The sequence below is a fragment of the Enterobacter sp. IF2SW-B1 genome (assembly GCF_001743375.1).
Lineage (GTDB): Bacteria > Pseudomonadota > Gammaproteobacteria > Enterobacterales > Enterobacteriaceae > Enterobacter > Enterobacter bugandensis.
In genome coordinates, this window is sequence record NZ_MJAA01000008.1 from 120,055 (window position 1) to 133,958 (window position 13,904).

14 protein-coding genes are annotated in these 13,904 nt (G+C 57.3%); 7 read left to right on the forward strand and 7 right to left on the reverse strand.

All coding sequences use genetic code 11. The annotated features are described in order from the left end of the window. Positions 1-19: 19 nt before the first annotated feature. From upp to A6013_RS16490, 3 genes are all read left to right on the forward strand, one after another. Positions 20-646: a uracil phosphoribosyltransferase gene (upp, locus tag A6013_RS16480; RefSeq protein WP_008501641.1), complete on the forward strand. Its 627-nt coding sequence runs from the start codon at positions 20-22 to the stop codon at positions 644-646. 82 nt (positions 647-728) lie between these two features. After that, the gene (gene uraA / locus A6013_RS16485) at positions 729-2,018 is read left to right on the forward strand and encodes a uracil permease (protein WP_017692944.1); all 1,290 of its coding nucleotides are present in this window, start codon (positions 729-731) and stop codon (positions 2,016-2,018) included. A 96-nt stretch (positions 2,019-2,114) separates the two neighbouring features. Continuing rightward, positions 2,115-2,816 carry a DnaA inactivator Hda gene (locus A6013_RS16490; protein ID WP_211438414.1) on the forward strand — a complete coding sequence of 234 codons (702 nt, stop codon included), beginning with the start codon at positions 2,115-2,117 and terminating at the stop codon, positions 2,814-2,816. Positions 2,817-2,892: 76 nt separating this feature from the next. On the opposite strand, the gene A6013_RS16495 is transcribed toward A6013_RS16490, so the two are convergent. From A6013_RS16495 to celB, 3 genes are read right to left on the reverse strand one after another with little or no spacing between them, the layout of a single operon-like run. Next, on the reverse strand, positions 2,893-4,311 hold the full coding sequence (locus A6013_RS16495; protein WP_069733443.1) for a M17 family metallopeptidase: 1,419 nt from the start codon (positions 4,309-4,311) through the stop codon (positions 2,893-2,895). Further along, the gene (locus tag A6013_RS16500; protein ID WP_045631012.1) at positions 4,311-5,267 is read right to left on the reverse strand and encodes a N(4)-(beta-N-acetylglucosaminyl)-L-asparaginase; all 957 of its coding nucleotides are present in this window, start codon (positions 5,265-5,267) and stop codon (positions 4,311-4,313) included. Before A6013_RS16500 ends, A6013_RS16495 begins: the two co-directional genes overlap by 1 nt. A 3-nt stretch (positions 5,268-5,270) precedes the next feature. Further along, a complete protein-coding gene (gene celB, locus A6013_RS16505) occupies positions 5,271-6,590 on the reverse strand; it encodes a PTS cellobiose transporter subunit IIC (RefSeq protein ID WP_069733444.1) in 1,320 nt (439 codons plus the stop codon). Between the two features lie 147 nt (positions 6,591-6,737). On the opposite strand from celB, the gene A6013_RS16510 reads away from it, so the two are divergent. Further along, a complete protein-coding gene (locus A6013_RS16510) occupies positions 6,738-7,562 on the forward strand; it encodes a hypothetical protein (protein WP_069733445.1) in 825 nt (274 codons plus the stop codon). Here A6013_RS16510 and arsC read toward each other — a convergent pair. Together arsC and bepA are read right to left on the reverse strand one after the other, a co-directional pair. Beyond that, a complete protein-coding gene (gene arsC, locus A6013_RS16515) occupies positions 7,559-7,915 on the reverse strand; it encodes an arsenate reductase (glutaredoxin) (RefSeq protein ID WP_069733446.1) in 357 nt (118 codons plus the stop codon). The two genes, A6013_RS16510 and arsC, sit on opposite strands and share 4 nt — an antisense overlap. A 13-nt stretch (positions 7,916-7,928) precedes the next feature. Further along, the gene (gene bepA / locus A6013_RS16520) at positions 7,929-9,392 is read right to left on the reverse strand and encodes a beta-barrel assembly-enhancing protease (RefSeq protein WP_041908772.1); all 1,464 of its coding nucleotides are present in this window, start codon (positions 9,390-9,392) and stop codon (positions 7,929-7,931) included. 221 nt (positions 9,393-9,613) lie between these two features. Here bepA and A6013_RS16525 point away from each other — a divergent pair, with 221 nt between their 5' ends. Beyond that, complete coding sequence (locus A6013_RS16525; protein ID WP_069733447.1) at positions 9,614-10,678, forward strand: AI-2E family transporter; 1,065 nt, start codon at positions 9,614-9,616, stop codon at positions 10,676-10,678. 96 nt (positions 10,679-10,774) lie between these two features. On the opposite strand, the gene bcp is transcribed toward A6013_RS16525, so the two are convergent. Together bcp and A6013_RS16535 are read right to left on the reverse strand one after the other, a co-directional pair. Then, entirely contained in the window at positions 10,775-11,245 is a 471-nt protein-coding gene (gene bcp / locus A6013_RS16530) for a thioredoxin-dependent thiol peroxidase (protein WP_014171119.1), read from the reverse strand. Then, the gene (locus A6013_RS16535) at positions 11,245-11,814 is read right to left on the reverse strand and encodes a glycine cleavage system transcriptional repressor (RefSeq protein ID WP_028014022.1); all 570 of its coding nucleotides are present in this window, start codon (positions 11,812-11,814) and stop codon (positions 11,245-11,247) included. Before A6013_RS16535 ends, bcp begins: the two co-directional genes overlap by 1 nt. Before the next feature lie 145 nt (positions 11,815-11,959). On the opposite strand from A6013_RS16535, the gene dapA reads away from it, so the two are divergent. Beyond that, positions 11,960-12,838 (forward strand): 4-hydroxy-tetrahydrodipicolinate synthase, encoded by an 879-nt coding sequence (gene dapA, locus A6013_RS16540; protein ID WP_028014021.1) that lies wholly within the window; start codon positions 11,960-11,962, stop codon positions 12,836-12,838. Positions 12,839-12,854: 16 nt separating this feature from the next. Next, positions 12,855-13,889 carry an outer membrane protein assembly factor BamC gene (bamC, locus tag A6013_RS16545; RefSeq protein WP_028014020.1) on the forward strand — a complete coding sequence of 345 codons (1,035 nt, stop codon included), beginning with the start codon at positions 12,855-12,857 and terminating at the stop codon, positions 13,887-13,889. Positions 13,890-13,904 lie beyond the last annotated feature (15 nt).

Genomic DNA, 13,904 nt, shown 5'->3' on the forward strand with positions numbered 1-13,904 from the left:
ACCTCAGAGGAGAAAGAGAATGAAGATTGTGGAAGTGAAACACCCACTCGTTAAACACAAGTTGGGCCTGATGCGTGAGCATGACATCAGCACGAAGCGTTTTCGCGAACTGGCTTCTGAAGTGGGCAGCCTGCTGACCTACGAAGCAACCTCCGATCTGGAAACGGAAAAAGTGACCATCGAAGGCTGGAACGGCCCGGTGCAGGTTGAGCAGATCAAAGGTAAGAAAATTACCGTAGTGCCTATCCTGCGTGCCGGTCTTGGCATGATGGAAGGCGTGCTGGAGCACGTACCGAGCGCGCGCATCAGCGTGGTCGGTATCTACCGTAACGAAGAGACGCTGGAGCCGGTACCTTACTTCCAGAAGCTGGTCTCTAACATCGACGAGCGCATGGCGCTGGTGGTTGACCCAATGCTGGCAACCGGCGGTTCAATGATCGCCACCATCGATCTGCTGAAAAAAGCGGGCTGCAGCAGCATTAAGGTGCTGGTTCTGGTTGCTGCTCCGGAAGGGATCGCGGCGCTGGAAAAAGCGCACCCGGACGTTGAGCTGTACACCGCCTCTATCGACCAGGGGCTGAACGAGCACGGGTACATCATCCCGGGGCTCGGCGATGCCGGCGATAAGATCTTTGGTACGAAATAATCGAATAACGATAAATAAGCCGACTTTGATAGTCGGCTTTTTTTTGAATAAAAACCAACAATACTACACAGAGGAAAACACTATGACGCGCCGTGCTATCGGGGTGAGTGAAAGACCGCCGCTTTTACAGACTATCCCGCTTAGTTTGCAGCACCTGTTCGCTATGTTTGGCGCAACCGTGCTGGTGCCAATCCTGTTTCACATTAACCCGGCTACCGTGCTGCTGTTCAACGGCATCGGTACGCTGCTGTACCTCTTTATCTGTAAAGGCAAAATCCCGGCGTATCTGGGGTCGAGCTTTGCTTTTATCTCGCCGGTGCTGTTGCTGCTGCCGCTGGGTTATGAGGTCGCGCTGGGCGGCTTTATCATGTGTGGTGTGCTGTTCTGCCTGGTTTCCTTCATTGTGAAGAAAGCCGGTACCGGCTGGCTGGACGTGATGTTCCCGCCTGCGGCGATGGGCGCCATCGTTGCCGTTATCGGCCTGGAGCTGGCGGGCGTGGCGGCGAATATGGCCGGCCTGCTGCCTGCGGACGGCCAGTCACCGGACTCCAAAACCATTATCATCTCGCTGGTGACGCTGGGCGTGACGGTATTTGGCTCCGTGCTGTTCCGCGGTTTTATGGCGATTATCCCGATCCTGATCGGCGTGCTGGCGGGCTACGCGCTCTCCTTCGTCATGGGCGTTGTGGATACCACCCCGATTGCCGAGGCGCACTGGTTCGCGCTGCCAACTTTCTACACCCCACGCTTTGAATGGTTCGCCATTTTCACCATTCTGCCTGCCGCGCTGGTGGTAATTGCGGAGCACGTTGGCCACCTGGTGGTGACGGCGAACATTGTGAAGCGCGACCTGATCCGCGACCCGGGTCTGCACCGCTCCATGTTTGCCAACGGTTTCTCCACCATCATCTCCGGTTTCTTCGGCTCCACGCCAAACACCACCTACGGTGAAAACATCGGCGTGATGGCGATTACCCGCGTCTACAGTACCTGGGTTATCGGCGGCGCGGCGATCATCGCCATTCTGCTCTCCTGCGTGGGCAAGCTGGCGGCAGCGATTCAGATCATTCCTGTGCCGGTGATGGGCGGCGTTTCTCTGCTGCTGTACGGGGTGATCGGTGCCTCCGGTATTCGCGTGCTGATTGAATCCAAAGTGGATTACAGCAAGGCGCAAAACCTGATCCTGACCTCCGTTATCCTGATCATCGGCGTGAGCGGCGCGAAGGTGCACATCGGTGCGGCCGAGCTGAAGGGCATGGCGCTGGCGACCATCGTGGGCGTGGGCCTGAGCCTGATTTTCAAGCTGATCTCGGTGATCCGCCCGGAAGAGGTGGTCCTGGACGCTGACGAAAGCGAAAAAGCCCCACACTGATCCATTAACTGGGCGAAGGATCGCCCGGTTCTCTCCTGGCGGGTTCCGTGTTAAACTCATCGCCGATTTTATGTAAGATCTCTGGTTGAGGTATTTCTGAACGGACCGGCACAGCTCTCTCTGCCACTCTATCTCCCTGACGACGAAACTTTTGCGAGTTTCTGGCCGGGTGATAACCCCTCTTTACTGGCTGCACTGCAAAACGTGCTGCGTCAGGATCACAGCGGATACATCTATATCTGGTCACGCGAAGGCGCGGGGCGCAGCCACCTGCTGCATGCCGCCTGTGCCGAGCTTTCGGCGCGCGGCGATGCGGTCGGCTATGTGCCGCTGGATAAACGTACCTGGTTTGTGCCTGAAGTGCTTGAGGGCATGGAACATCTCTCGCTGGTCTGCATCGATAATATCGAATGCGTGGCGGGGGACGAGCCGTGGGAAATGGCGATCTTTAACCTCTACAACCGCATTCTGGAGTCGGGCAAAACCCGGCTGCTGATCACCGGCGATCGTCCGCCGCGCCAGCTTAACCTTGGGCTGCCGGATCTGGCGTCTCGTCTGGACTGGGGGCAAATCTACAAGCTCCAGCCGCTGTCGGATGAAGATAAGCTGCAGGCGTTACAGCTGCGAGCAAAGCAGCGCGGCTTTGAGCTGCCGGAAGACGTGGGCCGTTTCCTGCTCAAGCGTCTGGACCGCGAGATGCGCACCCTGTTTGATACGCTCGATCAGCTCGATCGCGCCTCCATTACCGCCCAGCGCAAGCTGACCATTCCGTTTGTGAAAGATATTCTTAAGCTGTAGTTATGCCGGGTGGCGGCTGCGCCTTACCCGGCCTGCGTATGGTGCCCGTAGGCCCGGTAAGCGCAGCGCCACCGGGCTAAAGATCCCCCAGCAAGTGCTCCACCAGCAGCGGAATCGGCCTTCCCGACGCCACGCTCCTGGCATTCTCGCGCCACAGCGCCGTGCCGCTGATGTCCAGATGCGCCCACGGGATCGTCTGCGGGCAAAAATGGTGCAGCAGCCACGCCGCAGAGGCGCTGATTGCCGCATTGTTGGTTGGCGTGTTGCACAGATCGGCAATCGCGCTGTCGGTCTGCTTTTTCAGCCGCGCGTCCAGCGGCAGAGACCACACTTCGTCGCCGCTCCGCTTACCCGCCTGCGTCAGCGCGGCGCGCAGCGGCTCGTCCTGCGTCATCAGCCCGCTCAGCTCATACCCCAGCGCTTTCACCACCGCACCGGTTAAGGTCGCCATATCAATGATATAGCGTGCCTGCGGATGGCGCTGGCTGGCCCAGGCGATGGCGTCCGCCAGCACCAGTCGGCCTTCGGCATCGGTGTTGTTGATTTCAACCGTCATGCCGTTGCAGGCCGTTGCTACCGAGCCGGGTTGCATGGCGTCCGGTCCGATGGCGTTTTCCGCCAGCGCCAGCACGCCCATGATGCGTACGGGCAGCGCCAGCTCTGCTACGGTCAGCATCAGCCCCAGCACGTTGGCCGCACCGCACATGTCGTATTTCATGGTGTACATGCCTGCGCCTTCCTTCAGCCACAGGCCGCCGGTATCGAAGGTAATGCCTTTACCTACGTAGCAGCGCACCGGGCCGTCAGAAATGCCGTCGTAATGAATAGCCAGCAGACGTGGCGGGCAGGTCGCCCCTTTGCCGACGGCGTTCAGCAGCCCAAGACCCTGCTCAACAATAGCCTTTTCGTTCAGCACCTCGCAGCGCAGGGCAGGGTAGGCGGCACACAGTTTTTGCGCCTCTTCGACCATAAACTGCGGCGTACAGCGATCGGACGGTATATCCGCCAGGCGACGCGCTGCGACCATGCCGTGAGCGATGGCCTGCTGCTGGCGGAAAATAGTTTCCAGCTTCGCCTGCAGTTCCGGCAGGCAGAGGGCGGTGATGTGCTTAATACGAACGCACTCACTGGTTTTTTTCAGCTGTAAATCGCTCAGCCTGTGCGCCTGATTAAAGAGAAAACGCAGCACCTGCGCCAGCACCACCTCGTCGATATCCGTCACGTCCAGCACGATATCTGCGCTGACGGGAGAGGCAATCAGCGGTCGCAGGGCGGTAAGCAGGCCTTCAGTGAGCGCGTCATGCCAGAGCGCATCCGGCAGCAGGGTGATGCGCGCAAAGGGCGCGCAGCCAAAGCGGGTGTCCGCGATGCCGTCAGAGTCACGCATTTCCGCAACAAGCGCGGTTTGCGGCAACTGCGCACAGGAGACGCGGGCGATTAAATGGCTTCGTGGCTTCGCGTCAGAAAGCGCGGTGATAAACTGATACGCGATCATCATGACTCCTCAATCGGTGCGCGGATCCGCGCGGCATAGGCCTGCATCCACTCTTCGTCCACGGCGTGATAGTGCGTTTTCTCCCGCTGGCGCTCGGTACGAAAAACGGTGAGGGGCTGACGGGCCGTCGCCACCACAAACGAGAAGGTTTTGATGTTAGTGGCGGCGCCAAATTCGCCTCTGTTGTTCATGCACACCACGGAGAGATCGCCCACGCGACCGAAGCGCGACATCAGCTTGTCTTCCAGCTCGAACACCACGGAGTCTGCCGCCTGCTGCGGCGTCATACCCTGCGCCATGCGACGAACAATTTCGTAGCTCGTGCAGCCCTTCATTAGATCTTCACCGACGCCCGTAGCGGTGGCCGCGCCGGTTTCGCTGTCGCAGTAAAAGCCGGAGCCGATAATCGGCGAATCCCCAATGCGGCCGCGTTTTTTCATAAACAGGCCGCTGGTGGAGGTGGCAACGCTCATCGACCCCTGCTTATCGAGGCCGATAATGCCGACGGTGTCGTGTCCGTCGTACGGGCTTAAGCCTTTATCCAGCGTCTCGCGGCAGCGTTTGCGGTAGTGCTGCATAGCCCGTTCGGTGAGCATGCTTTTGTCGGCAAAGCCCTGACTTAGCGCCCATTCACGCGCGCCCTGGCCGACCAGCAGGCTGTTGTAGCGCTGGCGGCTGAGCGCGTGCGCCACGCGCACCGGGTTGGCGATATCCACCAGGTTCCCCACGGCACCGAACGCCAGCGTGTCGCCGTCCATGAATGCCGCGTCCAGCTCGACTTCGCCGTTTTCGGTCGGCAGCCCGCCGTAGCCGACGGATTTATAAAACGGAAAGTCTTCGACGGCGGCGACGGCATCAACCACCGCCGTAGCGACCGGTTTTCCCGCCGCCAGGGCAGACGCAGATTCCGTTACCCCTTCAAGCGCCATTCGCCAGGTTGCGATAATTCCCCACATGCTTTACTCCTGTTTTGCAAGGGTGGTGTCGGTTTGCGTAACGGTGGCAATTTCCGCCGCGTGGTACTGTTTGTCCACGATACGCATGAAAGGCAGGTACAGCATGGCGCCAATCAGCAGGTTGATCAGCTGCATCACGCTGCCGCTCAGGTGTCCGGTGACGATAAAACCGCTGATCACCGGCGGCAGCGTCCAGGGGATAAACACCCCGGTGGTGACGGCGACCGCGCCAACCTTCATCGCCGCATACTGCACGGTGACCAGCACCAGCGGCACCAGGTTGAACGGAATAAGCATGATCGGGTTCATGATCACCGGCAGGCCAAACAGAATCGGCTCGTTGATGTTAAACACCGACGCCCCGGCGCCGAGGCGCGCCACTTCGCGCATGTTTTTACTGCGGGCGAAAATCAGCATCGCAATTACCAGCGACAGCGTAGCACCCGCGCCGCCCATCCAGATCATGTCAAAAAACTGTTCCGTGATAATGTGCGGCGGCGTCGTTCCCGCCTGGATCGCGGCGATATTGTCGGTCTGGTTTTCCATCCACAGCGGACGAATGATGCCGTTAATCATCGAGCCGGAGTTAATGCCCACTGACCAGAGAATGGTGATGCTGAATACCGTCATCAGCGCACCGAAATAGGAGGTACCGTAGTGGCGCACCGGGGTAGCAACCACTTCATAAATAAACTGGTGGATGGTGTTGTAGTGAGTGTTCTCGAAGACGATGCGGATACCCAGTACCAGAATCATCACCAGCAGGGCGGGGATCAGCGCCGCGAACGACTCCTGCACCGCAGGAGGCACGCCGTCCGGCATTTTAATGACCAGATTTTTGCGCTTCAGCCAGCAGAACAGCTCCGTCCAGAGCAGCGAACCGATCATCGCCACGAACAATCCTTTGCTGCCAATCCACTCCACCGGCATCACGGTAATACCGCCGTTTTCCGCCACCTTAATAAACGGCGTCAGGATCAGAAACGCGACCAGCGCCAGAATGCCGCAGGAGATGCGGTCCTCGCCGTAGTGTTCCGCCAGGCGGAAGGCGACCAGGAAGCTGATGAATAGCGACATGGTGGAGAACACCGCGTTGAATGGAATTTCAATAATCGCGCTCCAGCTCTCACCAAAGGCCTGAGACATAAACTGCTGATAGGCCTGGTTAGGGAAGGAGGAGATAACCAGCAGAATGGAGCCGACGATAATAAATGGCATGAATGACACGTAGGCACCGCGAATGGCCCCGAGATGACGCTGCTGGGCCGTTTTCGCCGCCAGGGGCATCAGTTTTGCTTCAAGAAATCCCAGAACATTGTTCATTGTGAACTCCGTACAAGATTGAGGGGTGTTGTTTATGTTATGTCTGTGGATTATCAGTGAAGCGCGGCGAGCGAAAGGTGAAACCGGTCACAAAGCAATCGCCTGTGTTATATAAATCTCATATGATTAGTTAACGGAATTGTTGCGATGGAAATTAAACTTCACGCCAATGCGACCACCACGCCGCGCATCCGCCGCTATCTGCAACAGTCAGATAAAAGCGACAGAGAGCTTGCTGTTGAGCTGGGGATCTCGGTCACGACCGTCAGGCGCTGGCGCAACCGCGACCAGGTTTCGGATAACCACACCACGCCAAAAGTGATACACAAAGCGTTGAGACAGGAACAGATTGCGCTGGTGAATGCGCTGCGCGACATCTCAGGTGCGCCGTTAGATGAACTGCTGCAGATGGTTAACGACGTGCTGGGGATCCGCGTTTCAAGGGCAACGCTGAATCGCTATCTCAAACCGGCCTCCGCGAAGCTAAAAGGGGGGCCATTGCAGGGAATAAAAGCGCTGAAGGCTGGCATGCGGCCGCATACGCTGATGCTCCATCATCTGCCTCTATCCCTGCACATGGACGATGGGGGTGAACAACACCTGCTCTGGGCGCGCGAACCGGTGAGCGGTTGGTGTTATGCCCGGCTCTATGCGGGACTGTCGCCCCAGTTGCTCAATACCTGGACGCGGGCGCTGCTTGATGACTGTCCGGCTAATATACAATCTATTGAGACTTTTGGTTTTGAGCTGACGGAGGCTGCAAAAGATGTGGCTGTCAAAACGCATCCCCAAAAACACAACGCGCTTCAGGTAGCGGTGCCATTAGGCGATGTTATTCCTCGCGTGAATGATGAACCGGCGGGAGAGGTATTGATCGCGCTGTGCGAGTTTTATAACCGGGGCAAAACGCAGAAAAAGCTGGGAGAGAGTACGCCGCAGGCGTTTCTGGAAGCGCTGCGGCGTAGGGACTAGAGAATTTCGAGCACATCTTCCGGCGGACGGCCAATGCGCGCCTTGCCGTTCGCCACCACAATCGGGCGCTCAATCAGCTTTGGATTGTCGACCATCGCCTGTACCAGCTCAGCCTCGGTGAGGCGGCTGTCATCCAGATTAAGCGATTTATACAGATCCTCTTTCTGACGCATCAGTTCGCGCGTGCTGCCCATCCCCAGCATGTGCAGCAGCTCGCGGATCGTCTGCGCGTCCGGCGGCGTCTCCAGATACAGCACCACTTCCGGGTCGATGCCGTTAGATTTCAGTAGGCTGAGGGTGTCGCGGCTCTTGGAGCAGCGAGGGTTATGGTAAATTTTTACCGCGTCTGTCATGACTTCTCCTTTATTACATCTTCTCGTACGGCTTAAAGCGTTGTTGCAGGCCGCGCAGCTGGTCGATACGCGCGTCGTAGCGGGCCTGCTGCAGGCTGCCGAGCTTCACCTGCGAGCTGGCGCTGCTGAGCAGGGAAATAGCCTGATCGAGACGGCCCGCCAGCGCCAGCCCTTCAGCACGCGCCGCCAGTTCCTGATCGCGGTTACCCAGTTGCCCCTGCGCCTGAGCGAGCAGTTCCCAGCCGTTCTGGTCGTCTTTATTGTTAAACGTGTAGCGGTTCAGAATGGTTACGGCCTGCGCAGGCTGACCGCCCTGCAAGTAAGCGTTCGCCAGGTTAAGCTGCAGCACCGGGTTGGTCCGAATGTCTTTCGCCCCTTTCAGGCGGTTAATCGCATCAGTGGCTTTTTTCTGCCCCAGATCGATATCCGTCGAGAGATCGAGATACCACGGATTGTTCGGGTCGGCTGCCAGCAGCGGCTGCAGCGCTTTACGCGCCTCGTCGTATTTACTGGCTTCCATCGCCTGTAGCGCCTGACCATACTGCGCGGCATTTTTTTCCCGCACGTTGCCTTTCGCCAGGGTATCCAGCAGATCGCTGGTGAGCTGGTTACGTCCGGAGTTGTACATGCCGAGCGTTCTTACTTTCGCCATGTAGAAGTCCTGCGAAGACTGCACGACCACCGGGCGCATCTGGTTGGCACGGTTGCGTGCGTCCGAGAGACGGCTTTCCGGCAGCGGGTGGGTGAGCAAAATTTCCGGCGGACGGGAAGAATACCGTGCCTGGTCGAGCAGTTTTTCCAGGAAGCTCGGCATGGCCTGCGGGTCAAAGCCGGAGCGCTGTAAAACCTGAATGCCGATGCGGTCAGCTTCCTGCTCGTTTTGCTGGGTGAAGCTGATCATCCCCTGACGCGTTCCCGCAAGCGTACCGGTCAGGGCCGCCATCCCGGCCTGCGGGCTGGCCATCGCCAGCAGAATAGAGCCCAGTGCGCCCACCCAGGTGAGCGGGGCGTTACGTTTCTGGTCTTCCATTGCACGCGCGAGGTGGCGCTGGGTAACGTGCGAAATTTCGTGCGCCATTACCGAAGCCAGCTGGCTTTCGTTGTCTGAGTAACGGAATAACGCCGAATGCAGCACCACGTTTCCGCCGAAGAAGGCGAAGGCGTTGATTTCGTCGTTATTAATCAAATAGAAGTGGAAGGGCGTTTTTACCGAATCGGCGTGCGCCACCAGGCGCATCCCCAGCCCGTTAATGTACTGCACCAGCAAAGGGTCGTTGATCAGCGGGGCGCTGCCGCGCAGCTGGCGCACATAGTAATCACCCATCTGCATCTCTTGCCCGATAGAGAGCGTGCTTCCTGCCGTGGTGCCCATGTCCGGCAATGAATCGGACGAGTCAGCGAAAGCGGGCAACACCTGACCGACCGTCACTGCGGCAATCAGTGTTGCAACCAGTGTTTTTCTCAACTGCCTGAACATAACCACTGTCCTGTATGTTGGAGGTGCTAATTTGACCGATGAACCGGCATATCGTTCATCTCTGCTGCCCTGCGAGTGTAGCCGTGTTACCGCATGAAGAAAATCCCATTCATCAGGCTTTTGCGGATTGTGACAGGGATACAAAAAGCGAAAGTCTTTTTTGTGACAGTTAGATACAATTCACCGTCTCACTCCCGCCAATCGATTCAGGGAAGGGTTGTATGCTCGAAATGTTAATGCAGTGGTATCGGCGTCGGTTCAGTGACCCGGAAGCCATTGCTTTGCTGGTTATTCTGGTTGCCGGGTTCGGTATTCTGTTCTTCTTCAGCGGCCTGCTCGCCCCTCTGCTGGTGGCGATTGTGCTCGCGTACCTGCTGGAGTGGCCAACGGCGCGCCTGGAACATATCGGCTGTTCGCGCCGCTGGGCAACGAGTATCGTGCTGGTGCTGTTTGTCGGCATTCTGCTGCTGATGGCATTTGTGGTGATGCCGGTTGCCTGGCAGCAGGGGATCTACCTGATCCGCGATATGCCCGGCATGTTGAACAAGCTGTCTGATTTCGCCGCCACGCTGCCGCGTCGTTACCCCGCGCTGATGGATGCGGGGATCATAGATGCGATGGCCGAAAACATGCGCGCCCGCATCATGACGATGGGCGATTCGGTGGTGAAATACTCTCTGGCCTCGCTGGTGGGTCTGCTGACGCTGGCCGTCTATCTTGTGCTCGTGCCGCTAATGGTGTTCTTCCTGGTCAAGGACAAAGAGCAAATGCTGAACGCGGTACGCCGCGTGCTGCCGCGCAATCGCGGGCTGGCAGGGCAGGTCTGGCAGGAGATGAACCAGCAGATCACCAACTACATTCGCGGCAAGGTGCTGGAGATGATAGTCGTGGGAGTCGCCACCTGGATTGGCTTCCTGATCTTCGGCCTGAACTACTCGCTGCTGCTGGCGGTGCTGGTCGGATTTTCGGTTCTGATCCCGTATATCGGCGCGTTTGTGGTAACCATTCCGGTGGTGGGCGTTGCGCTGTTCCAGTATGGTCTGGGTACCGAGTTCTGGAGCTGCTTTGCGGTATACCTGATTATTCAGGGGCTGGACGGTAACCTGCTGGTGCCGGTGCTGTTCTCCGAGGCCGTGAACCTGCATCCGCTGGTGATTATCCTGTCGGTGGTGATTTTCGGCGGGCTGTGGGGGTTCTGGGGCGTGTTCTTTGCCATTCCGCTGGCGACGCTGATTAAAGCGGTGGTGCACGCGTGGCCGGATGTGCCTGCGGTGGAGGAGAAGTAGTTTTTGTGCGGCCTGATGCCCTCACCCCGACCCTCTCCCTGTGGGAGAGGGGGAAAACACTAAAAACGGCAACCTGGGTTGCCGTTTTGCTGCTTATCAGGCGCTTTGTTTCAGCCAGTTCAACACCACGTCGTGGTGGTTGCTGGTTTTGAAGTCGTCAAACACATGTTCAACTTTACCGTCAGCGTCAATCAGGAAGCTGATGCGGTGAATGCCGTCGTAGGTTTTACCCATAAAGGTCTTTTCACCCCAGACGCCGAACTGCTCGCAGACCTGGTGATCTTCGTCGGATAGCAGCGTGAAGTTCAGCAGCTCTTTTTCCGCAAATCGTGACAGCTTTTCTGGTTTATCCGTGCTGATTCCCAGCACTTCCACGCCGACTTTCTTCAACTCGTCCATGTTGTCGCGTAAGCCGCAGGCCTGTACGGTGCAGCCGGGGGTCATGGCTTTCGGGTAGAAATAGACCAGAACACGCTGTCCCTGGAAGTCGGTCAAATTTACTTGCTCACCGTCTTGATCCGGTAAGCTAAATTTCGGTGCGATGTCACCGGCTTTCAGTGGATTCATTACTCAACTCCATCCTGTTCGTGCTGCGAATAATTGACGACGCTTATACTGCCCTGCGCGTTTAATTCTGTACAGAGGGCTTTGAACGCTTGCTCGATATTTGACGCATCCTGCGAGGCAGGGCTGTGTGCGGTAATTTGAATAAAGAGCGTGGGAACGGTGCTTTCGTCGCCCGGCTGCGTGCGGGAGACGAGTTCGGCAATGTTCATCTGATGGCTGTCGAACAGCGCGGTAAAGCGCTCAATCAGATGCGGAGAATCAGGGACTTCAACCTGCACCCAGACGGTCGCGGGCATGGCCGGACGCGGGCGCGCGGTGGTGCGCTTCATGACGATCAGCAAATCCAGCTCCGCGCCTTTCAGCGGCAAAGTGGATTCGATAAGGGTAATGGCATTCCATGTTCCGGACAGCAGCATGATAAACGTGAACTCTTCGCCGAGCATCGCCAGGCGGCTGTCTTCGATGTTACAGCCGCAGCTGCTCACGTGACGGGTGATGGTGTTCACGATACCCGGCCTGTCGGCACCCAGCGCGGTGATAACCAGGTAATGTTGTGATGAGGTTGTCAAACCTGTTCTTCCTTTGCATGGTTAAGTCTTCCTAAGGAAAGCATAAAAAAAACGTGCATACAACCGCCAGAGGGCCTCAGGTCGCTTGCTTTTATTACAGTTCCAAACGTACCATTGAGGCTCTTGTTCGCACAGAGGATGGCTCATGTTCACGGGAAGTATTGTCGCGCTTGTTACACCGATGGATGAAAAAGGTAATGTCTGCCGGTCCAGCATGAAAAAGCTGATTGATTACCATGTCGCCAATGGAACCTCGGCGATCGTTTCGGTAGGGACTACCGGTGAATCTGCAACGCTGAGCCACGAAGAGCACGGCGATGTGGTTATGCTGACCCTGGAACTGGCTGACGGACGTATTCCGGTCATTGCGGGGACAGGTGCTAATGCGACCGCAGAAGCGATCAGCCTGACCAAACGTTTTAACGACAGCGGCATCGTGGGCTGTCTGACGGTAACCCCTTACTACAACCGTCCTACTCAGGAAGGTTTGTTCCAGCACTTCAAAGCCATCGCTGAACATACTGACTTGCCACAAATTCTGTATAATGTGCCGTCCCGTACCGGCTGCGATATGCTGCCGGAAACCGTTGGTCGTCTCTCGGAAGTAAAAAATATTATCGGTATTAAAGAGGCGACAGGGAACTTAAGCCGCGTTCATCAGATCAAAGAGCTGGTTTCAGACGACTTTATCCTGTTGAGTGGTGATGATGCGACCTCGCTGGACTTTATGCAGCTTGGTGGTCATGGCGTGATCTCCGTAACGGCGAACGTTGCGGCGCGCGATATGGCTGAAATGTGCAAACTGGCCGCAGCCGGTCACTATAATGAAGCGCGTGTCATTAATCAGCGTCTGATGCCGTTGCACAATAAATTATTTGTCGAACCCAATCCGATCCCAGTGAAATGGGCGTGTAAGGAGTTGGGGCTTGTAGCATCCGATACGCTGCGTTTGCCAATGACACCGATTACCGACCACGGTCGCGACATCGTCAGGGCAGCGCTGAAGCATGCCGGTTTGCTGTAAAGTTTAGGGAGATTTGATGGCTTATTCAGTACAGAAGTCGCGCCTGGCGAAGGTTGCGAGTGTTTCGCTTGTTATGCTGCTCGCTGCCTGTAGTTCAGACTCGCGCTACAAGCGCCAGGTGAGCGGTGATGAATCCTATCTGGATGCGACCCCGCTTGCTGAACTTCATGCACCGGCTGGTATGATCCTGCCGATTCAAAACGGCGATTATAATATTCCCGTGACCAACGGCAGCGGCCTGGTTGGTAAAGCGCTTGATATTCGTCCGCCAGCACAGCCTCTGGCGCTGGTAAGCGGGGCGCGTACCCAGTTCACCGGTGATACGGCGTCTCTGCTGGTTGAAAGCGCGCGCGGAAGCAATCTGTGGCCACAGGTCGTCAGCGTTATTCAGGCGAAGAATTACACCATTGATAAGCGCGATGATGCCAGCCAGACGTTAACCACCGACTGGATCGAGTGGAACCGTCTTGATGAAGATCAGCAGTACCGTGGACGCTATCAGGTCTCCGTGAAACCACAGGGTTACCAGCAGGCAGTTAACGTTAAGCTGTTGAACCTGGAGCAGGCGGGTAAACCGGTTGCGGATGCCGCCTCTATGCAGCGTTACAGCACTGAAATGCTGAACGTGATCGCCGCAGGTCTGGATAAGACCGCTACCGATGCCGCGAACGCCGCGCAGAACCGTAACGGCGTCACTTACGACGTTCAGAGCGGCGCGGATGACACCGGCCTGCCAATGCTGGTGGTGCGTGCACCGTTTAACCAGACCTGGCAGCGCCTGCCAGCGACGCTGGAAAAAGTGGGCATGAAAGTGACCGACAGCACCCGTTCAACCGGCAGCATGACGGCGACCTATAAGCCGCTGTCCGACAGCGCGTGGCAGGAACTGGGCGCCAAAGATCCTCAGCTTGCCTCCGGTGATTACAAGATTCAGGTAGGTGACCTCGATAACCGCAGCAGCCTGCAGTTTATCGATCCAAAAGGTCACACGCTGACCCAGGCGCAGAACGATGCGCTGGTCGCTGTCTTCCAGGCAGCATTCAGCAAATAAATACGAGGGCGGGTT

Coding starts and splice junctions, on each gene's coding strand:
- bcp (WP_014171119.1), bottom strand. CDS start 11,245: ATGAATCCACTGAAAGCCGGTGACATCGCACCGAAATTTAGCTTACCG.
- uraA (WP_017692944.1), top strand. CDS start 729: ATGACGCGCCGTGCTATCGGGGTGAGTGAAAGACCGCCGCTTTTACAG.
- celB (WP_069733444.1), bottom strand. CDS start 6,590: ATGAACAATGTTCTGGGATTTCTTGAAGCAAAACTGATGCCCCTGGCG.
- A6013_RS16525 (WP_069733447.1), top strand. CDS start 9,614: ATGCTCGAAATGTTAATGCAGTGGTATCGGCGTCGGTTCAGTGACCCG.
- A6013_RS16500 (WP_045631012.1), bottom strand. CDS start 5,267: ATGTGGGGAATTATCGCAACCTGGCGAATGGCGCTTGAAGGGGTAACG.
- bepA (WP_041908772.1), bottom strand. CDS start 9,392: ATGTTCAGGCAGTTGAGAAAAACACTGGTTGCAACACTGATTGCCGCA.
- dapA (WP_028014021.1), top strand. CDS start 11,960: ATGTTCACGGGAAGTATTGTCGCGCTTGTTACACCGATGGATGAAAAA.
- bamC (WP_028014020.1), top strand. CDS start 12,855: ATGGCTTATTCAGTACAGAAGTCGCGCCTGGCGAAGGTTGCGAGTGTT.
- A6013_RS16510 (WP_069733445.1), top strand. CDS start 6,738: ATGGAAATTAAACTTCACGCCAATGCGACCACCACGCCGCGCATCCGC.
- arsC (WP_069733446.1), bottom strand. CDS start 7,915: ATGACAGACGCGGTAAAAATTTACCATAACCCTCGCTGCTCCAAGAGC.
- upp (WP_008501641.1), top strand. CDS start 20: ATGAAGATTGTGGAAGTGAAACACCCACTCGTTAAACACAAGTTGGGC.
- A6013_RS16495 (WP_069733443.1), bottom strand. CDS start 4,311: ATGATCGCGTATCAGTTTATCACCGCGCTTTCTGACGCGAAGCCACGA.